This window comes from Bacillus crepusculi, assembly GCF_014764715.1.
Classification (GTDB): domain Bacteria; phylum Bacillota; class Bacilli; order Bacillales; family Bacillaceae; genus Bacillus.
This window is the reverse complement of the sequence record NZ_JACXXE010000001.1, coordinates 636,634-656,661: the sequence shown is the minus strand read 5'-3', so window position 1 is coordinate 656,661 and position 20,028 is coordinate 636,634. Positions and strand designations below refer to the sequence as shown.

Below are 20,028 nucleotides of genomic sequence, written 5' to 3'. Positions count from 1 at the left end.
ACATTTTACCAAGCGCGATCATATTGACGCGGGGCTTCAATGGATGTGCGAAGCTCTTTGGCAGCTGTTTTTGGGAAATATGGATCCCGCAAAAATTCTCTGCCAATAAAGATCAAATCAGCACGCTGATTTTGTAAAATTTCTTCGGCCTGTATACCAGATGTGATCAAACCGACAGCGGCTGTTTGGATGCCGGCGCCTTCTTTTATTTTTTCTGCAAACGTCACTTGGTAGCCGGGGAATGTCTTGATTTTGGCCTGCACGACAGCACCTGAGCTGACATCGATTAAGTCGACACCTTGCTCTTTCAGCCATGCGGCAATACCAATATAATCTGCAATATCAAGTCCTTTTGTTGTGTAATCAGAAGCGGATACACGGACAAATAATGGTCCATCCCAAACTTCATTGACTGCATCAACGACTTCTCTTAAGAAACGATAACGGTTTTCAGGTGAACCGCCATACTCATCTGTTCGTTGATTCGCAAGCGGTGAAAGAAATTCGTTAATTAAATAGCCGTGCGCAGCATGAATCTCAATGATGTCAAAGCCAGCTTTTTTTGCCCGGACAGCCGCATCTTGAAACGCCTGAACGGTATCTTTAATTTGATCAACAGACATTTGAACAGGTGTTTTAGACTGTTCATCAAACGGGATGCTGGATGGTGCAAGGATATCACCGTCTAGTTCTGCCTTACGTCCGGCATGTGCGAGCTGGATGCCTGTTTTTGTTCCGTATGTTTTGATTTGTTCGTTTAATGAGGCAAATCCTTCAATGTGCTCATCACTCCAAATCCCAAGGTCTTGATCACTAATTCTGCCCTCAGGGGAAACAGCGCTCGCCTCAATCATGATCAGCCCAGCCTGACCTTGTGCACGGGAAATATAATGTGCAAAGTGAAAAGGCTGTAATTTCCCATCACGGTCATAAGATGAATACATACACATCGGAGACATCACGATGCGGTTTTTCAGCGTCACACCTTTTAATGTCCAAGGTGAAAAGAGTTTTGTTTCCAATTACCTTCGCCTCCTCATTGAATGGTATAGCCGATTATAACAGCCATTCAAACTTTCGTCATAAAAGGTGCTCAAAGAATATAGCTTTTATACACGTTTTTGTATAATGGGGAAAGAGACAGAAAAGGGGGAGAACGGATGAAATGGCAAACGGAAAGTGAACTCAAAGAGCTGCTGACAGCTCTTATGCAGTATGAAAGCATATCTGGTACAACAGGAGAAGTAGCGTTAGCGGAATATTTATATTACCTGCTGAGGGAGCGGCCATATTTTGAGCAAAACCCTGATCATTTGGCTTTGCATCCAATGAAGGATGGCCGGTATTATTTAACGGCACTTGTCAAACGAAGTACGCTGCCACGTACTGTTTTGCTTCTCAGCCATTTTGATGTCGTCGATACAGAGGATTACGGAGAATTTCAAAATATGGCGTGTAAGCCCGAAGAGTTAATGGTGTCCTTTTCTCAAAAAAGTGCGCTTCTTCCAAAAAGAGCAAGAGAGGATTTAGCTTCAGGTGACTGGCTGTTTGGACGAGGATCCATGGATATGAAAGCAGGCTTGACTGTCCAGCTTTCAATGCTGGAAAGAGCGATGGAGGAGAGGTTTGAAGGAAATATTTTGCTCGTCACAGTTCCGGATGAAGAGGTGAATTCACAGGGAATGCTGGAGGCTGTCCCGAAGCTAAAGGAGCTCAAAGAGAAGTATGACCTTGATTATACAGCGTGTTTAAACAGTGAGCCGATGTTTGAAAAGTATCCAGGGGATGCGCACCAATACATCTATACGGGTAGTATAGGGAAGGTGCTTGCGGGCTTTTTCTGTAAAGGAATTGAAACACATGTAGGAGAGCCGTTCTCAGGATTAAATGCAAATTTTATGGTATCTGAATTAAACCGGCTGTTAGAGCTGAATAGTGATTATTGTGAGGAAGTAGATGGTGAAGTAACACCGCCTCCGACCAATTTGATGCAAAAGGATTTGAAAGAAGCTTACTCTGTTCAAACACCTCACACGGCTGTTTCTTTATTTAATGTGCTCATGATGAAACGCTCTAGTGAAGAGCTTCACGGGCTTCTTTATGAAACTGCGAAACAAGCAGCCGCCCAAATCGAAGCCAATCTTAAACAGAAAACCGCTGCATTTCAGCGTTTTAAACACTTTACACCCATCGACACAAACATCACGGTCTTGACGTATCATGAGCTGTACGAAAAAGCCGCCGAACGATCAGGTGCGCAGGAGGTCGAGCGAATTGTCAACTATGCATTCGCCAACCGAGGCGAGCTTGGAGATCGTGATTTTTCAACCAAAATCGTATCAGAGCTGACGACGCTTTGTAAGGAAGAGGGGCCGCTGATTGTGTTGTTTTATAGTCCGCCATTTTACCCCTCTGTTTCTTCAACAGATGATTTGCATATTCAGACGACCTTAAAGAAGATTCAAAGGGAGGCTAAGGAGGTCTATGGGCTTGAAGTAGAAGAAGTGAAATATTTCCCCGGATTGTCTGATTTAAGCTACTTACAGCTCGAAAAACAAGATGTAGACGATTATACGACCAACATGCCGCTTTACCAAAAAGGCTACTCGTTACCGCAAGGAGAAAAAGAAGCTCTTAACGTTCCTGTCATGAACGTTGGTCCATTAGGAAAGGACGCACACAAATGGACAGAACGGCTGCATGTCCCGTTCTCTTTTGGCGTTTTGCCATCACTCTTAGAATCAACGATTCATGCTTTATTAGAGAAAAAGTAAATCAGGTTCATGTATGAGGTCTCAAGAGTCTTTGAATGCTTATATGCTTTTGAGTGAGGGATGTAGAGTGTAAATGAAGGTTAATGAGGAAAGAAGGGGGTATAATGTTTCATTACTTTTAAAATAGATAAAGGGAGCCATAGGCTCCCAGTTAGGATTATACTCGTTGACCCTCATAATGAGCTGTCCAAGTTCCATCAGAATTTTTAGTGATGCCTTTTAAATACCATTTAATCCCATCTTGCTCAAACGAGTTGGCAAAAATACCAGTAGTGTTGGTGATATCCCATGTGTAAAGTTGAGCTTTAAAATCACTTGTGACATGGACATCCTCTACGTTAGATTGTGCACTTGTAGCAAATGCCGGTGCTGCGGAAAAAAGTAAAGCGAGTGACAATGCAGATCCAGTAAGAACTTTAACTAACTTCATTCAAAACACTCCTCTTCCTCATTTTTTGTGGTACATATAAGTAATTCTACGAAAGGTAATATATCCCTTGTTAATATTTGTTTATTTTTTGTGAAAAATCCCTCGTTTTTTAAAAAGCATCACTAGATAAAATAAAAATGAAAAAGCACCTGTCATCAAAACAGGTGCTTTTCAATTTCATTTATACGTACTGGCTGAAAACATTTCATTTAATTCTGCTGCGCGTTTTGTCGCTGTTTTGACACAATCGACAACCGCTTCTTCAAATTGATAGGAAGCAAGTGTGTTCAGACCGGCTTCTGTCGTTCCGCCTTCACTTGTGATTTCTTTGCGCAGTTCAGCAGGTTCTTTACCGCTACTTTGAAGCATGTTGGCGGCGCCTGCAATCATTTGGCAAATGAGCAATTTCGCTGTTGTTTGGTCCATCCCAAGTTCCGAAGCGCCTCGTTCCATTCCTTCAATGAAATGATAAATGAAGGCAGGACCGCTGCCTGCAATGGCTGTAACAGCATTCAGCTGCGATTCATCTAATACCGTCACATGACCGATCGTTTCAAACAGCTCGACCGTCTTTTTCTTTTGCTCCTCAGTGACTTCATCACTTACGGCAATGCCTGTTGCCGATTGCTGAATCGCTGCTGATGTATTTGGCATCGCGCGAACCACTGCCGTTTTCCCGCCAGCATAGTGTTGAATCGTTTCAATGGAGATACCCGCTAAAATAGAAATGATTAGCTGTCCATTTAAGTAAGGACGCACCTCAGAAATCCCGCTTTCGGCATCTTTCGGTTTTAAAGCAAATACGAGAATATCTGCTTCTTCATAAATAAAGGACCGAGAAAAATCCGTTTTGACCCCATAACGCACCTTTAATTCTTCTAGTCGTTTTTCGTTTGTTTTATTTGTGACAATGATATCTTCATTTGCCATGATGCCACTTTTTAATAAACCTTTGATCATAGACTCTGCCATCGAGCCTGCACCGATAAATCCAATTTTACTCATAAGCTGCTCCTCCTTGTAGAAAATAAAAAAACCTCTCGCCTGAAAAGGACGAAAGGTTTTTCGCGGTACCACCCTCAATTAGCATGCAAACTTGCATACTCAGCTCTAGTCCCTTAACGCGGGTAACGTTTAGGTTTGCCTAACAGCTCAAAGGGCAGGTTCAGCAAATAAGCGGATGGTGAGGCCTTACAGCCAGCGGACCTCACTCTCTTGCATCATTATTTTGCTTACTAATCCTTGTCATCGCGCATCGTATATTTGTTGTTCATTATGCAACGATGGACAAGTTTGTGTCAATAGGGACAAATAAAAAAATTGACCATTTAAACCGCATGACAGTCTGCCTTTTGCAAGATACAATGAATAAAGAAGATTGAGTCGTAATAATCCATGAGTCAAAAAGCAGGAGATGACGTATAAAAGTGAAAGAAGACATCATTCAATTATCCATCCCTACACCGTTTGCCGTTGGGGATGTGCATGCATATGTATTAAAAGGAGAGGCCGTGACCTTAGTGGATTGCGGACCGATGACACAAGAGGCGGAGCATGCCTTTATCATGCAATTACAGGAACATCATTTATCAATAGATGATATTGATCAAGTGGTTTTGACCCATCATCATGCAGATCATGTCGGTCTATTAAATCTAATGAAACCTCATGTCCGTGTGATCGGACACCAGTTAAATGAGCCGTATATTAGTCAGGACCCAGCGTTTAAGCAGCGCCAAATTGATTTTATGGACCGTTTTTTTCAGCAGTTAGGTGTACCACTTCGTCAAGATGAGTGTGAAAGAATCGTGAAGCAGTCTTATACATATTCTTGTACTGCACATGTAGATGACGTCATAAAGGAAGGCGATCGTTTGAAGGGGCATGAACACTTCTTTGTGATGGAAACCCCAGGACATGCACAGTCGCATCTTTCCTTTCTAGATGAAACAACGGGTCATTTCATTGGCGGAGACCTGCTTTTGACGACCATTTCTTCAAATCCGTTAATGGAAGCACCGTTTGAAGGCAAGGAACGTCAAAAATCACTGCTTCAATATAAAGCATCACTGAATCGATTATTGCATCTGCCAATTAAGACCATCTACCCTGGACACGGTCAGCTCATAACGTCTCATCATGAATTGATCGAAGAAAGATTTAAGAAACAAGAGAAACGGTCAAATACGATGTATCAGCTACTTAAACGAAAAGAAATGACCGCCTTTCATCTTTGCCGTAAGCTATTTCCTGTGCTGTATGAAGAGGCCTTATTTTTAACGATGTCAGAGACAGTTGGGCAGCTGGATGTGCTCTTAGCGGCTGGACAAATTGAAGAAGTGCAAAAAGACGGAATTCTTTATTACAGGGCAAACTAAGGAGTGAAACGTATGGGGCGATTAACAGGAAAGAGAATATGGATTACAGGTGCATCTGGGGGCATTGGTGAAAAAATGGCGTACTTGGCAGCAGCAGAAGGCGCAGAAATCATTATTTCAGCAAGACGAGTGGAAAAGCTTACTAGTGTGAAAGAAAAAATTATGAGCGCTGGCGGGGTGTGTCATATCGTTCAGCTTGATGTCAGCCAGCTTGAGGACATTGAGCGCGCGTATCAAGAAGTGGGGGCTGTCGATATTTTGGTCAACAATGCCGGCTTTGGTGTATTCGATCTCGTAGAAGATGCATCCATTGAGGAAATGGTGTCGATGTTTGAGGTGAATGTGTTTGGTTTAATTGCCTGTACGAAAAAGGTCATCCCAGAGATGAAACAAAGAGGGCAGGGACATATTATCAATATCGCCTCTCAGGCAGGAAAAATTGCCACTCCAAAATCAGCGATTTATTCCGCATCAAAGCATGCCGTCCTTGGATTTTCAAATAGCCTCAGAATGGAGCTGGCAGACTGCGGGGTTCACGTCACGACAGTGAACCCAGGACCGATTGCCACAGACTTCTTTACCATCGCAGATCGCAGCGGTGAATATGTGAAAAACGTTGATTTCATGATGCTTAGTGCAGACAAGGTGGCAGGGAAGGTCGTATCTGCTATGATGACGAAAAAAAGAGAGATTAATTTACCTGGCTGGATGAACGCTGGCAGTAAATTATATCAATTATTCCCGTTTTTATTTGAAAAAGCAGCACGCAAAGCAATGATGAAAAAATAGCACAAAAAAGAAACCGGTCGTGAACTGGTTTCTTTTTTGGTAGGTTTTTTCATTACAGGCCTTTTATACCCGTCTTGCTGCTTGCTGAAGCGGGTCCCATACACTGTTAAAAGGCGGTGCATAGCTAATATCTAAATCTTCAAGGTCTGTCATGGTCAGCTCTTGGTAAAGGGCCGCTGCCATGACATCAATTCGTTTATCGACACCGTTTTTGCCGATGATTTGCGCACCAAGCAAGGTGTGGTCATCGCTTCTGTAAACCAATTTGACTTTCATTTTCTCCGCATCTGGGTAATATCCAGCGTGATCCGTACTATCAATGGTGATGGTGGAGAAAGGGATGTCCGCTTCTTTTGCTTCTTTCTCTGATAAACCCGTTCGTCCCGCTGTCACGTCCATAAATTTCATCACTGCTGTTCCAGTTACACCTTGAAACGCCCGGTTTGTCCCCGTCATATGAAAGCCTGCAATTCTTCCTTGTTTATTCGCAGTCGTGCCGAGAGGAATATAATCTAGTGCTTTTTTGATGCGATGATAGGTCGCTGCGCAATCCCCGGCAGCATAGATGTCTTTTACATTGGTTTGCATGTATTCGTTCACCGCAATGGCCCCATTTTGAAGACGTTTGATCCCTGTTTTGTCTAAAAAGGCTGTTTGTGGAGTGACGCCGATGGCAATGATGACCATATCTGTTTCAATGGTCTGTTTGTCTGTGTGAACAGCTGTTACATGTGTCTCACCCTCTAGTTTCTGCACGGTTTCTCCAAGCACTACATGAATGCCTTGATCACTCGCTTCTTTTGTAAGATATTGTGCCATATCGGGGTCAAACCCTGGACCAAGTGTTGATCCCCTCTGTATAATATGAACGTTTTTTCCTAGCGCTTTTATATTTTCTGCCATTTCTAAGCCGATATAGCCTCCGCCGATGATAGTGACATGTGTGACGTCTTTTTTTAAATGGTCTAAAATGGACAGCGCATGCGGAATGGTTTTTAATACGTGAATGCCTTCTAATGGCTGGTGATCTAAATCCAGTGTGATGGGGCTTGCTCCTGTCGCAATTAAGAGGCGGTCATAGCTTTCCGTAAAAGGTTCTTTTGTTTTGGTATGAAGACCCGACACCGTTTTTTGCGCTGGGTCGATGGAGGTCACTTCGTGTAAGCATCTGGCGTCAATTCCATATTTGTCGCGAAAGGTTTCACCGCTGCGTGCGATGAGTTTTCTGTGATGATCAATGAGACCGCCGATCAAGTAGGGAAGTCCGCACTGTCCATATGAGAAAATCTCTCCTTTTTCAAAAGCAACAATGTGTGCGTCTGGGTCCTCTCTATATATTTGCATAGCGCAGCTCATTCCTGCTGCATCTCCGCCAATCATCACATATTTCATTTGGTGTGCTCCCTTCTATCTATCCAACTGAATACTCTTATTTACCCTCATTTTCCTTTTTTTAATGCTTTTTTTCGCAAAAGAAGCAAACTTTAGTTGAAAAATAAAGACAGCGCCTTCATTTTAGGCTACAATCGGATTATCGTCTTTTTGGTTACGAGTTTAGTGAAGATTGGTGGGAAAGACTTTGAGTGACGAACGACTAGATTTTAATACATTATATACACGCCATACGAGAGAGGCATGGGCAGCTCTTGGGGAATATATGCCGGTATCTGTTTCAGAAGAGGAAGCGAGAGCACTTCAAGGATTAAACGACTATTTATCGCTTGAAGAAGTTCGAGATATTTACATACCATTGATTCGTTTTTTGACATTGCACGTCTTTGCTGAAAAACAGAAAAACCAGCATGTGAATGCTTTTTTAAACTATCCGCATCATGCCAAAATCCCTTTTTTAATTGGGATCGCTGGAAGTGTGGCGGTTGGGAAAAGCACAACGGCCCGTATCATTGAAACGCTTTTATCAAGGCTTGGAGATGGACTAAAGGTGAGTCTTGTGACAACGGATGGCTTTTTGTATCCTCAAAAAGAACTAAAGGATCGGGGGCTGATGGAAAAGAAAGGCTTCCCCGAAAGCTATGATGTCAAAGCCCTTCTGTCTTTTTTAAATGAATTGAAATCAGGTAAACAAACGGTACATGCCCCGGTGTATTCGCATCTGACCTATGACCGGCTTGAAGGGGTATATGAAACAGTGGAGGATGCTGATATTGTCATCATTGAAGGAATCAATGTGCTGCAATCTCCAGCGCTGGATGATCTGAAGGATGAACCACGTGTGTTTGTATCAGATTTCTTTGATTTTTCGATTTATGTGGATGCCGCTGAAACACAAATTCAATCCTGGTATAAGGAGCGTTTCCGTTTGCTAAGGGAAACAGCCTTCCAAGACCCTGAATCCTTTTTTCATCAATATAAAGATTTGACGGATGAAGAGGCGGATCAGATGGCAAGCACGATTTGGAATACAGTCAATCGCCCTAATTTATATCAAAATATTTTACCGACAAAATATCGAGCTGATCTCATTTTGAAAAAAGGCGATCAGCATAAAGTGGAAGAGATCGCCATCCGCCGTGTATAAAAAAGAACCGCTCACATTAGAGAGCGGTTCTTCAGCGTGTAGGCAAACCCTCGCATTCTTTGTCAGTCCTGCGTTCCGGTGCTCACGAATGTCCAATTCGCTCCGCTCCGGTACTCGTCCTTCCTAGACTTCAAGGGCTTTCTATCACGCTGAAAAGAAGACAAAGGGCTAAAATCAAGATCATTTTAGCCCTTTGTCAACAATTTAAAGAACCGCTCACATTAGAGAGCGGTTCTTTTTTAATGACCTCCACTTACTTTAACAGCTACGGCAGCCGCCGATCGCTTTTTCAGTCGATAGTATCCGATGAGTAAGAACGGGACGCCTGCAATGGTGATCATCGACAAGACCGAAAAAATGGAGAGGGGATGGGCTGCACCAAAAAAGTCAATACACAGTCCACCGACAAATGGTCCAACGACGCTGCCAAGCTGAGAAAATCCCATCGCGCCAAAGTACGATCCCTTCACTTCAGGCTTTGCAATATTGTCTACAAAAAGATCCATCATCGCAAACAGCAGAACTTCACCAATCGTAAACACGACAATGATGAAAGCAAGCATGCCAAGACTTTGTGAAAAAGCAATGGCAAACAAACTACCGGCAAGAAGAATATTCCCAGTGGTCAACGATAAAATAGTTGAGTAGCGCCTTGCGATCATGATGAGCGGATATTGAAAGATAATGACAACGACTGCATTCAAGGATAAGAGATATCCAAACAGCTTAGGTCCGTCCTCAATAACAGGAGATGCTGATAAATATTGAGGCAGAGTTGAGCTTAGATGTGAATAGCCGAACGAACATAAGGTAACGCCGATGAGGATAATGCTAAAGACCGTATCTTTTTGGATAATAGAAAGGGCTTTTTTGACGCTGATCTGTTTGATGTTTTCTGGTGTAGCAACTGGATGCTTGTGAAATTGCCATGCTAGCGTTAATCCGTATAAAAAGTAAATGAACGCAGCGACGAGAAAGGGAAAGGTTGTTTTCGATGATCCGAGATATAAGCCGAGCAGCGGACCGAAGATCACACCAATGTTAATGGCCGTATACCGTAAATTAAAAACAAATAACCGTATACTTGACGGAGTGACGTCTGATAAGAGTGCCTTAGATGTTGGCTCAAAAAGTGCACGGCACAGCCCATTTAAAGCGTTCATGATAAAGAAGAGCCAAATGGCATCTGCAAACGCAAAGCCAACAAAGACTAGTGTCCAACCGAAGATAGATAGAAGCATGACCTTTTTTCTGCCGATTCGGTCAGAAATATAGCCGCCGTAAAAGCTCGCAACGATCCCAATAAGAGAGCTAACGGCAATGATTAACCCAGCTGAAGAGGCCGAGGCGCCTTTGACTTGTGTCAAATAAACGGCCAAAAAAGGAATGCTCATGGACGTCGCCATTCGGCCAAATATGGTCCCGATGATGATCGTCCAACTAAGTGGATGTAAAGTACGTAAGTTATTTTTCATGCTGTGTCTCCCCTGAGTTTGTAAGATGTTCCAATCATACATGAAAAATTGTGCAAATTAAATACACAATTTGATGGAGGAGACCTCCACCATATGTCAGAGAAGCTTGAGCTGGTCATAAATTCGGAGAGCTTGTTTCTTGTTAACGATGCATTGAGGTACAGATAGCATTGATTTTCAGAAAAAGGAAGCGAATAGCTCTCCGCTGATTCGCACGGTCATTTGACGACAATCAATCGAGCTCAATGGCGACAATTTGCTGCAAGGGCAGGTTTAGAACATCTTCGTCATTCACAATTTTCATGCGCTGCGTTTCATAATGAATCGCTTTGACCCAGCCCCAAAACTGTTTTTTTATACCTGATGCGGCATACGTCATGCAAATGGCTCGATCCTCGGTAATTGACTGGGTGATCAAAAAATTCATTTCCTCTAGCTGATCAGTGCTCAGCTGAGGAGGCGTGTATTCTTTTTTCTTTCGTTTTTGAGCAAGAAGCTGCTCACGGTGCTCTGGCAGCATCATTCGGCTTGATTCCCACATGATGTTGTATCCAGGTGTCAATTTATTGGGATTCATGGTTGTTTGCCTCCGTTATTTATAATGTCCGCCAATTTTTTCGGCGCGGTGATACGCCTGCCCTGCGCTTGTGAGTGACGAAGCGTGCAGCAGTGCAGCAGGCCCATACTTCATATGGATCGCATCAAATACTTTGCTAAGTTTGTCTTTTTTAAAATGGTGATCAAATAAAGTCAGCTGATATTGGCTGTCAGACTGTAGCTGTGAAAGAGTAATGCCCACACTGCGAATGGGCTGGCCATCCCAGTGCTGCTGACATAGCTGAATGGCTGCGTCTGCAATATCTGTCCCGTACTGTGTAGGTGAATGAAGCTTCATTTGTCTATGAAATCCAGTCGGATGAGAAAAATCAGCGCCTCTCACACCGACAGACACCGTTTGCCCAAGATAATGCTTAAAGCGTGCACGCCTTGCCACTTCTTCACTCAATTCAAGGAGGGCGACTTTAATATCCTCAAAAGATGCATAGTCATGGGGAAGGGTCATATGATGCCCCACTGCTTTTTGCTGATCATGCGTGTGAATGGTGACTGGTGAGGGATCCTGCCCTAAAGCTGTTCGCTGCAAAAGCTCTCCGTTGATTCCCCAGCGTTTTTTTAGCCGGTCTAATGGATAAGTAGCAAGTGTCCCAATCGTACTAATGCCCATTCGTTTTAAATGATGCTCCATTCGTTTGCCGACGCCAAATAATTTTCCAATCGGAAGCGGCCATAAATCAGCAGCCACACGGTCCGCACGAAGTTCATAGATGCCCGATGTGTTTTTTTTAGCAAAGTGGTCACAGGCCATTTTAGCGAGCACTTTATTAGGACCGATGCCAACACGGGCGTAAATACCAGTCTGGTTCATGATGGTGGTTTGTATATTTTCAGCGATCTCGCGCGGAGAGCCAAGTAGTGTCAGACTGCCTGTAATATCGAGAAACTGTTCATCAATTGAATACGGTTCGACAAGGTCTGTGTATTGCTCAAGCAGTTCTGTCATCATGACAGAGACATCAAGATAGCGCTGCATACGTGGACGTACGACCACAGCTTCGGGGCATTTCTCCTGTGCTTCCCATAATCTTGATGCATTTTGTACGCCCCGTTTCTTAGCGAGAGGACAGGCGGCAAGTACAACCCCGCTTCGCCGCTCTGGATCTCCTGAGACGATAAGCGGCACATCCTTCAAGTGGGGATTCTCCACTTTTTCTACTGACGCATAAAATGATTGCATATCCACAAGCAGAATCGCTCGTTCATTCATTGTTTTCACCTCTAGGAACGTATGTTCTTATTGTAACCGTCAGGAGGCGAAATTCATACTGGTAAATCATGCAAAGAAAAGAGTGTAGATCCATACAAAAAAGACGAAGTGTCATACACTTCGTCTCATCCGATGCAACATGGCTCTGTTTTCAAGCATGCGCCATGTTGTGGAACGTTTGGAGCGGTTCAGAGCGCAAACGATAGGCCGTCAGCTTTTTCTTTGGTTTATGAGTAAACTGCCGTACCACATCTACGTGGTCATCATAATGAAACAGATAAAGGGTTACATCATGCTTGCCAAGCTTTGTTTGTATCGTAAGCGGTGCCGGTCCTTCATTCGGATGAAGAAAACGCTCTTCATCACCAGGATAAATATAGTAGCGTTCAATAAAGATCGCGTCATTAAAATATTGAATCACTTGAGATTGCTGCTGGTCATCGAGCGGACGACCTTGAAACGTCATGTTTGTTTGATCACTTGTTATTTTTGCATGCACCGCATAACGACTAAAAAGACGTTCAACAACACCTGAAGGCAGCGAAGTGACAAGCAATTTTAAAAGACTAAACACAACAAGCGAAGTAACAATCCAAACCACTATCATCATCTCCAATAAACATATGTTACATTTCCTATATGAACCATCTTAACATAACAAAAGAATGAAACCTTCGCACAAAAAGTGAACTTTATGAAATAAGTGTGAAAACTTAAAAGGAGATGCCGGCTGAAAGAAGATGAAAAAAGGCGGACACGTGACCTTTACAAATAATTCATCCGACAGGTAGACTATTGAAACAACCGTTTTTTTGTGAAAAAGAAAGATCAAATAAAGCCGAAATTGAAAAGGGGCGAGGTCGTTATGATACGTCAAGTGAAGCCGTCAGATTTTTACGCCGTCACATCAGTCATCCAAAGCTGGTGGGGAGGCAGAGATTTACGCGCAAAATTGCCAAAGCTATTTTTTGAACATTTTCAGCAAACAAGTTTTGTTGTCGTTGAAAAGGGTGAACTGATCGGCTTTTTAGTCGGTTTTTTATCGCAATCCCATTCAGATGAAGCGTATATTCACTTTGTTGGGGTACATCCAGACCATCGCAAATTAAAGATCGGCAAAATTCTCTATCAAGCGTTTTATGAAGCGGCTGAAAAGGAAGGAAGAACAACGATTAAGGCCGTCACAGCTCCTGTCAATAAAGTCTCCATTGCGTACCATACAAGGCTCGGATTTCAGATAGAAAAGGGAGATAAAACAGTAGATGGCATTTCGGTTTTTTCAGATTATGATGGTATGCATGAAGACCGTGTGTTATTTGTGAAAAAGCTGGAGGCGATGTCATGATTGTCAATTTAGATCAAACAAAAGGAGATGTAGCAAAACAGATTTTACATATTCAACTAGCTGCATACCAACAAGAAGCTGAACAAATTGGCTATGCCGATCTCCCGCCATTAAAAGAGACCATTCAAGATATAATGAAAGCAAAAGATCAATTTGTTGGTTTTGAGCAAAAGGGAAGCTTACTAGGTGTTGCCTCTTATGAAGAGCAGAAAGATTATTTGATCATTAGTCGATTGGCTGTGCATCCCAAAGCACTAAAGCAGGGGATTGGAACAAGACTTATGTCTACAATTATGGAGAAAAATGTCCCTATAGAACTGACCACAGGGCAAAAAAACACCCCTGCAAAAAGGCTATACGAAAAGTTGGGATTTCTTGAAACAAATGTGATTCATGTTGCAAAAGAGCTCACTTTATCAAAAATGAAATGGGCACCGAGGCGAAAGGTTGAGGTTGTCGAATTTAAAAAAGAATGGCATGAAGAATTCCAGCAAGAAAAGCAGCGACTCAAGCAAATCATTCAAAAGAGCTGGATAGAAGGACATCATATTGGGAGTACGTCAGTTGAAGGACTTGTTGCCAAACCAATTATTGATATATTAATAGAAGTAAGCCATATAGAAGAGATCGACAGAAAAAGAGAAAGCTTTGAACATCTTGGATATCAAGATATGGGTGAAAACGGCATAAAAGGGAGACGTTTTTTTCAAAAGGGTGGCTTGAATCGTACGCATCATGTCCATATTTATGAGAGAAATCATCCTGATGTGAAAAGACATTTATTGTTTCGAGATTACTTAAGAGTTCACCCAGAAAGAGCTGTAGCGTATGCGTCTGTCAAGGAACAATTAGCAAATCAGTATCCGGAAGATATACAAAGCTATATGGCGGGAAAGAATGAAATCATAAAAGAAATAGAAAATGAGGCATATCGCTGGGATAGAGAAGGAAGAGAGGAAGCTATTAAATAAGCTACCTCTTTTCTTCGTTAATTAGGAAGCTGAACATTGCCCTTTACAATATAGGCCTGTGAAGCAGCAGTAGATGGAAGAGCGGGTAATTTATCCTTTACTATGACCCCGCGGATATCTGTGATTCGAACAGGAAGAGATGTAGACCCCATATTAAAGCCAAGGAAATGGTTGTAGTCTGTCTTTTCCATGTTTACCCATTGTCCATCTTTGTAATATTCCATTTTCATAATCGGATATTTATGATTGCGCACTTGAATCGCAGCCCACCACTCACTGCTACCTTCTTTTATTCTGTAAGCTACATTTCCGCTAATCGGTGCTTTTATAATTTTCCAACTAATTGGGATTTTCCCGTCTGCCATATTGCCGATTTTGGCAAAGGCATTATGAGAAAGATCAAGAGCTCCTTTTGCTCCTTCTGGATATTTATCGGTTACATACACAACTGTTTTTCCTTTTGGACCCTTTACTTCAAGGTAAGCCCCTGCAAGTGCCGCATTTACCCCTTTATAGTTATAGTCATGGGGATTTAAAGCCGTAATTTTCATGTCAGATGGAATAGGATCTAATAATGCGGCGCCCCCAGAGTAACCAGATCCCGTATAAGTCGCATAGCTTTCTCGTACTTCATCAAGGACAGATGCCGCTTTCATGTTTGGCATAGTGAAACTCAACATCAACATCAGTGCCCCGATGAAGCAGAGAGATAATCTTTTTTTCACGATCTAAAACCTCCTGTTTATTCTTTTGAAATTGATAGCGTCATCAGTATAATTCTAAAAAACAAGAAGCAGAAAGAGCCAATAGATAGATATAATCCTAGTGAGAAGAGCGTGTATTTCAAAGAATATGACTTTCGGATTTAGTCGTGTGTCATGTTTTATGGTGTTTTATGTGTTACAATGTAAGCATCAATTTAAAAAGGATGTTCACCATGTATATTCACATTACAGAACTGGCTAAAACATATATAGAAAAGCAGCAAACAGGAAACGAAACGAAGGAATTACTGCTTCGCTACGATTCAGAAGGTTGTGGCTGTGCAGTGAGTGGCGTACCAATGCTTTGGTTAACAAGTGAAAGAACAGGTGAATGGGAAAAACTTAATAATAGCCAACATTTAAAACTATATATACACACAGCACAAAAGGTCTTTTTTGACGAGGAAATGACGATTGATTTTAATGAAAAAGCCAATACACTCATGTTGAAAAGTCCTCAACAAATACTCAGCCCGAGAATGGGTATACTTGTAAAGTAAGGTGGAAATGTAGTGGATCAAAAGCTAAAAGTGATACAAAACACGGCGCAAAATAAAACATGGGTGTCGTTTTTAAATAACAATCATCCCTATAGCCTTTTGCACTGGTCAATAGGGGGAATGGATTCGGTGAAAAAGGATGTTTGGCTTCTTCAAGATGAAGTCACATTTGAAACGGAAGAATTTCAAACGCTCGAATTAGCGGTCAATTGGATCAAAGAGAATATGGAACAAGTAACAGATGTATTATAAAAAGCCCTTTTGTGAAAAGGGTTTTTTTCGTGCCTTCATCATCTCATCAAACAACAGCGCTGTCTAATCTAAAAAATGCTCTTTTTAAACGATAAAAAGCCGTTTTCAGCAAACGATTCGACAAAATGAGAAAAATAGAAATGAAAAAATAGTGACCATAAATGCCGAAAAATAGGCAATGGAAGCGTTTATTGCGGGATACCGAAAACTTTGCGAAAAATGACATTTCATATTTCTTCCATTCGAGGAAATATGATAGAATACAACATGTATCGTATATGAGAAGGGAGGTGCTAAAGTGAATTGAAGCTCAAGCTGTCATCGCCTCAGGTTGGAATCAAAATAAACGAATGGTATAGGCAGATTTGCGGATTTCATGTCATGAAAGCAGAGAAGCTGAAGGCCGAGATCGAGCAGGAAATCCTGGAGATGGAGCAGGATCAAAACTTGTTACTGTTTTACCAGCTGATGGATTTTCGCCATAAGGTGATGCTTGAATATTTTGAACCGGCAAAGAAAGCCTCGAATGATGAAGAAATTAAGAATCTGTTAGAAACGATTGAACATTCGCAAACGAAATTAACGGATATGCTTGAATACTATGTTCATTTTTTCACAGGAATGTTTGAATTTGAGCAGAGAAACTATTTGAGCGCCATTGCTTATTACCGTTCAGCAGAAAAAAAGCTCAATCTCATATCAGATGATATAGAAAGAGCAGAATTTTACTTTAAATTAGCAGAAATATATTACCACATGAAACAAACCCACTTTTCGATGCACTATGCCTTGCAAGCGTTAGATACGTATTCTGCCTACAGAACGTATACGCTGAGAATCATCCACTGTGAATTTGTCATCGGTGCAAACTATGATGATTTGAAATGCTATGAACATGCATTGCCCTACTTTAAAAATGCTCTAAAACGAGCACGCTTAATTGGAAACCCTCGAGTCATAGGTTCGGCCCTTTTCAACTTAGGTAACTGTTATTACCAAATGAACGATCTTACAGAAGCGAGTCGTTATCTGAAAGACTCTCTTGAAGTGTTTGAAAAGGAGAATTTAACCCATCTAAATCGCTCTCTAGACCCACTATTTATGCTGACACAAATCCTGTTTAAACAAAAAAAGATACAAGAGTCTTTATCCCTCTATCAACAAGGTATTATGAAAGCCTGTGAATTAGAAGATGAAATTTACATCTGCAAATTTCAGTTTTTAAAAGCACTATACGTCGATGCAGAAATAAAGATCATAGACGATACATTAGACCTGCTGGAGGACAAGCGCTTATACCCAGATATTGAGGAATTGGCACTTGATGCGGCTCATTATTATAATGAGCTCGGACTATTTGAAGTATCTACCCGGTTTTACGAAAGGAAAATTCAAGCCATATCAAAAATTCAAAATGGAGGTCATTTATATGAAAATGAGTTTGATAGTTCTTTTATTGGCAGCAACTGCAGGATTGTCGGTCATGAGTCAGCAGCAATCGGAAGAGAGCCATATGGAGCTGGCGGGCAGACACCATACAACAGTGGTGACTATCGCATAAGTTAGCTAAAAAAGAGGAGGCGAACGGCTGTTCATTCTCCTCTTTCATTTTGATTAAGTTCAAATCTTTGAAGAAATGCTTGGACCTCTTGTTCATACGCTTCCTTATTTTCGCTAAAAGACATCGCATGTGCCCCGTGTGGCGCAATAAATAGCTGTTTATCACCCTGTTTTCGTGCATATAACTGCTGGCTCTGCTCACAGGGGATATAGTCGTCATGAAGACTATGGATAAAGAGTACAGGTTCTTTCACCTGATCGATGACATCAAGCGGGGAAACTTGCCGGATGCGATATCCGTCCCGCCATTTTAACACTTGATCACTAAGTGGAAGAATCCACTCTCCTGAAAGGCGAAAATCCGTTTTTAACCGATACAGAAGCTGATCCTCAAAAGAAGCAAAAGGACAGTCCGCTATGTAAAAATTAGCGTTTGCTTCCGGTTTTGCAGCATATAACAAGGTTGTAACTGCACCCATTGATTCTCCGTGTATGCCGATGATGGCATTTTCCCCGAGTCTTTGTCTGAGCCACTTGACGACCTGCGCTAAATCTTCTTTTTCATAGTACCCATAACTAGTGGTTTTTCCGCCACTCATCCCATGTCTTCTATGATCATAAAGCATCACATTCCATCCGAGCTTTTGGAATAATTTCATATACTTAACTGAATTGATCAGACTGACAGTGACGCCGTGGCAAAGCACGATGGTGCGAGTTGTATGTGGAAATGGTACAAAATAGCCATGAAGGTCATAACCAAAGGATGAGGGAATACAAACTTTCTCTTTTTTGAGCTCTTGAAATTCCTCGTGATAATAATGACCTTCATCTGATTCTCGTTTGATGAGCTCCTCATCCGTTACTTTACGAATATACATCATTTTATTGGTGAAAAAAATGCCGATTGCAGCGAGTGGACATAATATAAAGGCAAGTATAGCGATCCATTTATTCATGAAACCAATTCTTCCTTTCCGAAGTTTTTTCTACGATGATCATACCACATGTTGGGAGACGGCCGTGACTCTTGCTCAGCAAATCAAACGGATGATACACTTAGGGCAAAAGGAGAGAGGCAAAGTGAAAAAGACGAATCAAGATCAAGCGAAACTAAAGGACGGCATAAATGCTGATGTCAAACAGCAGCTCCTTCAAATGAAACAGAATCTTGCCGTTGAGACAGAAAAAAGAGAAGAACAAAAAAGACAAGACCTCCTTCGGCAGCAGAAAGAAAAAGAAAAAAATAAAAGCTTTTCAGAGCTGCTTGATGAAAGTCATTTAGACTGGAGAAAATATAAAAGCTGAAAAAGAGATCACATGCCGTGATCTCTTTTACGTTCTATTGAACCGGTGCGTCTCATATACAGATGGTTTTGTATAGTAAGTCAATGCTTTTACCTCTTGATCGCTTAACGGACGTGCATTGGCCGCTGCCACATTTTCCTTTAACTGTTCCACCGAGCTTGCACCAAAAACAACGGAGCTGACAGCAGAATGCTTGAGCAAATATTGAATGGACAGCTCAGTGAGCGATAGGTCATAAGCGACTTTCTTTAAAGAGGGGATGACCTGCTTGAGCTCTTCAAATGAATATTGAAGATAGCCGTTTTTTTGAATACCTGCACTTGCTTGAGAGAGTGGTTTTTCAGTTAAAAGCCCCTTCGCTAAAGGCCCTCTTGCGACGACACTGATGCTTTGGTCTTCAAGAAGAGAAAACCATTCTTCTGGACGGCGGTCGAGTAAACTATATTGCATCATCACACTCACGATGTTCGATTTTTTGGCATATTCTTTAATGACATTTGGACGAATAGAAGAGATGCCGTAATAGCGAATGACGCCTTCTTCCACTAATTCTTCAAAAGCCTCAATGGTCTCATCAATTGGATCGTCAATTGTGCCGCCATGCAATTGATATAAATCAATATAATCTGTTTGAAGCCGCTTGAGGCTTTGTTTTACTGCCTCTTTTATGTATGCCTTTGAAGGGTCCCAGTCCCAGCCTGGTCTGCCTTTTTCAAAGCGGTTCCCGCCTTTTGTGGCCAAAATCAAATCTTGCCGTCTGTTCTTAATAGCTTCTCCGACTATTTCCTCATTTGTTCCAAAATCATATAAATCGGCTGTATCCAAATAGTTAATTCCGAGATCAATGGCCTCATCTAATAAAGAGAGCGCTTTTTCTTTTTCAGTCCCAAGAGACATGCATCCTAGTGCCGCCTCGCTCACCAAAAGGTCAGAAGTACCCAATCGTCTTTTTTTCAATTCCATCACACTCCTATCCCTTCACATTAAGTGAAAAAAACCAGGAATTCAAGCTAGGCGATTGCAAATGGCGCATTGAAGTGAGCGTTCGCCTTTCGCTTCTCCTAAATCATCTATGTTAAAATGGGTGAAGTAAAAAGTGAAAGTAGAACGAGGAGCTG

Annotated in this window: 21 protein-coding genes and 1 other annotated feature; of the genes, 10 read left to right on the top strand and 11 right to left on the bottom strand. The window is 41.9% G+C overall.

The genetic code is table 11. From position 1 onward, the window contains the following. Positions 1-5: 5 nt before the first annotated feature. Positions 6-1,022, bottom strand: coding sequence for an NADPH dehydrogenase NamA (gene namA, locus IEE86_RS03355; RefSeq protein WP_191095936.1), 1,017 nt, complete (start codon positions 1,020-1,022; stop codon positions 6-8). A gap of 138 nt (positions 1,023-1,160) precedes the next feature. On the opposite strand from namA, the gene IEE86_RS03350 reads away from it, so the two are divergent. Beyond that, positions 1,161-2,774: a M20/M25/M40 family metallo-hydrolase gene (locus tag IEE86_RS03350; protein WP_191095935.1), complete on the top strand. Its 1,614-nt coding sequence runs from the start codon at positions 1,161-1,163 to the stop codon at positions 2,772-2,774. Positions 2,775-2,931: 157 nt separating this feature from the next. On the opposite strand, the gene IEE86_RS03345 is transcribed toward IEE86_RS03350, so the two are convergent. Both IEE86_RS03345 and proC read right to left on the bottom strand, forming a co-directional pair. After that, complete coding sequence (locus tag IEE86_RS03345; protein ID WP_191095934.1) at positions 2,932-3,204, bottom strand: antimicrobial peptide LCI; 273 nt, start codon at positions 3,202-3,204, stop codon at positions 2,932-2,934. A gap of 177 nt (positions 3,205-3,381) precedes the next feature. Beyond that, positions 3,382-4,209 carry a pyrroline-5-carboxylate reductase gene (gene proC / locus IEE86_RS03340; protein WP_191095933.1) on the bottom strand — a complete coding sequence of 276 codons (828 nt, stop codon included), beginning with the start codon at positions 4,207-4,209 and terminating at the stop codon, positions 3,382-3,384. 41 nt (positions 4,210-4,250) lie between these two features. Further along, positions 4,251-4,462, bottom strand: a binding site (T-box leader). Between the two features lie 169 nt (positions 4,463-4,631). Here proC and IEE86_RS03335 point away from each other — a divergent pair. Further along, positions 4,632-5,582 carry an MBL fold metallo-hydrolase gene (locus tag IEE86_RS03335; RefSeq protein WP_191095932.1) on the top strand — a complete coding sequence of 317 codons (951 nt, stop codon included), beginning with the start codon at positions 4,632-4,634 and terminating at the stop codon, positions 5,580-5,582. Between the two features lie 12 nt (positions 5,583-5,594). Beyond that, the gene (locus IEE86_RS03330) at positions 5,595-6,371 is read left to right on the top strand and encodes an SDR family NAD(P)-dependent oxidoreductase (RefSeq protein WP_191095931.1); all 777 of its coding nucleotides are present in this window, start codon (positions 5,595-5,597) and stop codon (positions 6,369-6,371) included. Between the two features lie 63 nt (positions 6,372-6,434). On the opposite strand, the gene IEE86_RS03325 is transcribed toward IEE86_RS03330, so the two are convergent. After that, positions 6,435-7,763, bottom strand: coding sequence for a CoA-disulfide reductase (locus tag IEE86_RS03325; protein ID WP_191095930.1), 1,329 nt, complete (start codon positions 7,761-7,763; stop codon positions 6,435-6,437). A gap of 187 nt (positions 7,764-7,950) precedes the next feature. Between IEE86_RS03325 and coaA the strand changes: the two genes are divergently transcribed. Then, positions 7,951-8,910: a type I pantothenate kinase gene (gene coaA, locus IEE86_RS03320; protein ID WP_191095929.1), complete on the top strand. Its 960-nt coding sequence runs from the start codon at positions 7,951-7,953 to the stop codon at positions 8,908-8,910. Between the two features lie 239 nt (positions 8,911-9,149). Here coaA and IEE86_RS03315 read toward each other — a convergent pair whose 3' ends face one another. From IEE86_RS03315 to IEE86_RS03300, 4 genes are all read right to left on the bottom strand, one after another. Continuing rightward, a complete protein-coding gene (locus IEE86_RS03315; protein WP_191095928.1) occupies positions 9,150-10,385 on the bottom strand; it encodes an MDR family MFS transporter in 1,236 nt (411 codons plus the stop codon). 232 nt (positions 10,386-10,617) lie between these two features. Continuing rightward, a complete protein-coding gene (locus tag IEE86_RS03310) occupies positions 10,618-10,962 on the bottom strand; it encodes a YolD-like family protein (RefSeq protein WP_191095927.1) in 345 nt (114 codons plus the stop codon). A 15-nt stretch (positions 10,963-10,977) separates the two neighbouring features. Next, the gene (locus tag IEE86_RS03305; RefSeq protein ID WP_191095926.1) at positions 10,978-12,210 is read right to left on the bottom strand and encodes a DNA polymerase IV; all 1,233 of its coding nucleotides are present in this window, start codon (positions 12,208-12,210) and stop codon (positions 10,978-10,980) included. Positions 12,211-12,361: 151 nt separating this feature from the next. Further along, a complete protein-coding gene (locus IEE86_RS03300) occupies positions 12,362-12,811 on the bottom strand; it encodes a YfmQ family protein (protein ID WP_191095925.1) in 450 nt (149 codons plus the stop codon). 264 nt (positions 12,812-13,075) lie between these two features. On the opposite strand from IEE86_RS03300, the gene IEE86_RS03295 reads away from it, so the two are divergent. Together IEE86_RS03295 and IEE86_RS03290 are read left to right on the top strand one after the other, a co-directional pair. After that, a complete protein-coding gene (locus IEE86_RS03295; RefSeq protein ID WP_099726741.1) occupies positions 13,076-13,555 on the top strand; it encodes a GNAT family N-acetyltransferase in 480 nt (159 codons plus the stop codon). Next, positions 13,552-14,526, top strand: coding sequence for a bifunctional GNAT family N-acetyltransferase/GrpB family protein (locus IEE86_RS03290; protein WP_191095924.1), 975 nt, complete (start codon positions 13,552-13,554; stop codon positions 14,524-14,526). The genes IEE86_RS03295 and IEE86_RS03290 overlap by 4 nt, the downstream gene beginning before the upstream one ends. Positions 14,527-14,543: 17 nt before the next feature. On the opposite strand, the gene IEE86_RS03285 is transcribed toward IEE86_RS03290, so the two are convergent. Beyond that, entirely contained in the window at positions 14,544-15,251 is a 708-nt protein-coding gene (locus IEE86_RS03285; RefSeq protein WP_191095923.1) for an expansin EXLX1 family cellulose-binding protein, read from the bottom strand. Between the two features lie 212 nt (positions 15,252-15,463). Here IEE86_RS03285 and IEE86_RS03280 point away from each other — a divergent pair, with 212 nt between their 5' ends. The 3 genes from IEE86_RS03280 (at position 15,464) to IEE86_RS03270 (ending at position 17,608) form a co-directional block, all read left to right on the top strand. After that, entirely contained in the window at positions 15,464-15,790 is a 327-nt protein-coding gene (locus IEE86_RS03280; protein WP_191095922.1) for an iron-sulfur cluster biosynthesis family protein, read from the top strand. 12 nt (positions 15,791-15,802) lie between these two features. Next, positions 15,803-16,042 (top strand): DUF2552 family protein, encoded by a 240-nt coding sequence (locus tag IEE86_RS03275; protein ID WP_191095921.1) that lies wholly within the window; start codon positions 15,803-15,805, stop codon positions 16,040-16,042. Between the two features lie 303 nt (positions 16,043-16,345). Then, positions 16,346-17,608 carry a response regulator aspartate phosphatase gene (locus tag IEE86_RS03270; RefSeq protein ID WP_191095920.1) on the top strand — a complete coding sequence of 421 codons (1,263 nt, stop codon included), beginning with the start codon at positions 16,346-16,348 and terminating at the stop codon, positions 17,606-17,608. A 26-nt stretch (positions 17,609-17,634) separates the two neighbouring features. Here IEE86_RS03270 and IEE86_RS03265 read toward each other — a convergent pair whose 3' ends face one another. Then, a complete protein-coding gene (locus IEE86_RS03265; RefSeq protein ID WP_191095919.1) occupies positions 17,635-18,561 on the bottom strand; it encodes an alpha/beta hydrolase in 927 nt (308 codons plus the stop codon). 124 nt (positions 18,562-18,685) lie between these two features. On the opposite strand from IEE86_RS03265, the gene IEE86_RS03260 reads away from it, so the two are divergent. Further along, on the top strand, positions 18,686-18,910 hold the full coding sequence (locus tag IEE86_RS03260; protein ID WP_191095918.1) for a YqkE family protein: 225 nt from the start codon (positions 18,686-18,688) through the stop codon (positions 18,908-18,910). Positions 18,911-18,937: 27 nt separating this feature from the next. Here IEE86_RS03260 and IEE86_RS03255 read toward each other — a convergent pair whose 3' ends face one another. Beyond that, positions 18,938-19,867 (bottom strand): aldo/keto reductase, encoded by a 930-nt coding sequence (locus tag IEE86_RS03255; RefSeq protein WP_191095917.1) that lies wholly within the window; start codon positions 19,865-19,867, stop codon positions 18,938-18,940. Positions 19,868-20,028: the final 161 nt, after the last annotated feature.

What these genes read in the sequence shown, in the direction of transcription:
- IEE86_RS03350 (WP_191095935.1), top strand. Translation starts at nt 1,161, where the DNA reads ATGAAATGGCAAACGGAAAGTGAACTCAAAGAGCTGCTGACAGCTCTT.
- IEE86_RS03345 (WP_191095934.1), bottom strand. Translation starts at nt 3,204, where the DNA reads ATGAAGTTAGTTAAAGTTCTTACTGGATCTGCATTGTCACTCGCTTTA.
- proC (WP_191095933.1), bottom strand. Translation starts at nt 4,209, where the DNA reads ATGAGTAAAATTGGATTTATCGGTGCAGGCTCGATGGCAGAGTCTATG.
- IEE86_RS03330 (WP_191095931.1), top strand. Translation starts at nt 5,595, where the DNA reads ATGGGGCGATTAACAGGAAAGAGAATATGGATTACAGGTGCATCTGGG.
- IEE86_RS03325 (WP_191095930.1), bottom strand. Translation starts at nt 7,763, where the DNA reads ATGAAATATGTGATGATTGGCGGAGATGCAGCAGGAATGAGCTGCGCT.
- IEE86_RS03315 (WP_191095928.1), bottom strand. Translation starts at nt 10,385, where the DNA reads ATGAAAAATAACTTACGTACTTTACATCCACTTAGTTGGACGATCATC.
- IEE86_RS03310 (WP_191095927.1), bottom strand. Translation starts at nt 10,962, where the DNA reads ATGAATCCCAATAAATTGACACCTGGATACAACATCATGTGGGAATCA.
- IEE86_RS03305 (WP_191095926.1), bottom strand. Translation starts at nt 12,210, where the DNA reads ATGAATGAACGAGCGATTCTGCTTGTGGATATGCAATCATTTTATGCG.
- IEE86_RS03295 (WP_099726741.1), top strand. Translation starts at nt 13,076, where the DNA reads ATGATACGTCAAGTGAAGCCGTCAGATTTTTACGCCGTCACATCAGTC.
- IEE86_RS03290 (WP_191095924.1), top strand. Translation starts at nt 13,552, where the DNA reads ATGATTGTCAATTTAGATCAAACAAAAGGAGATGTAGCAAAACAGATT.
- IEE86_RS03280 (WP_191095922.1), top strand. Translation starts at nt 15,464, where the DNA reads ATGTATATTCACATTACAGAACTGGCTAAAACATATATAGAAAAGCAG.
- IEE86_RS03265 (WP_191095919.1), bottom strand. Translation starts at nt 18,561, where the DNA reads ATGAATAAATGGATCGCTATACTTGCCTTTATATTATGTCCACTCGCT.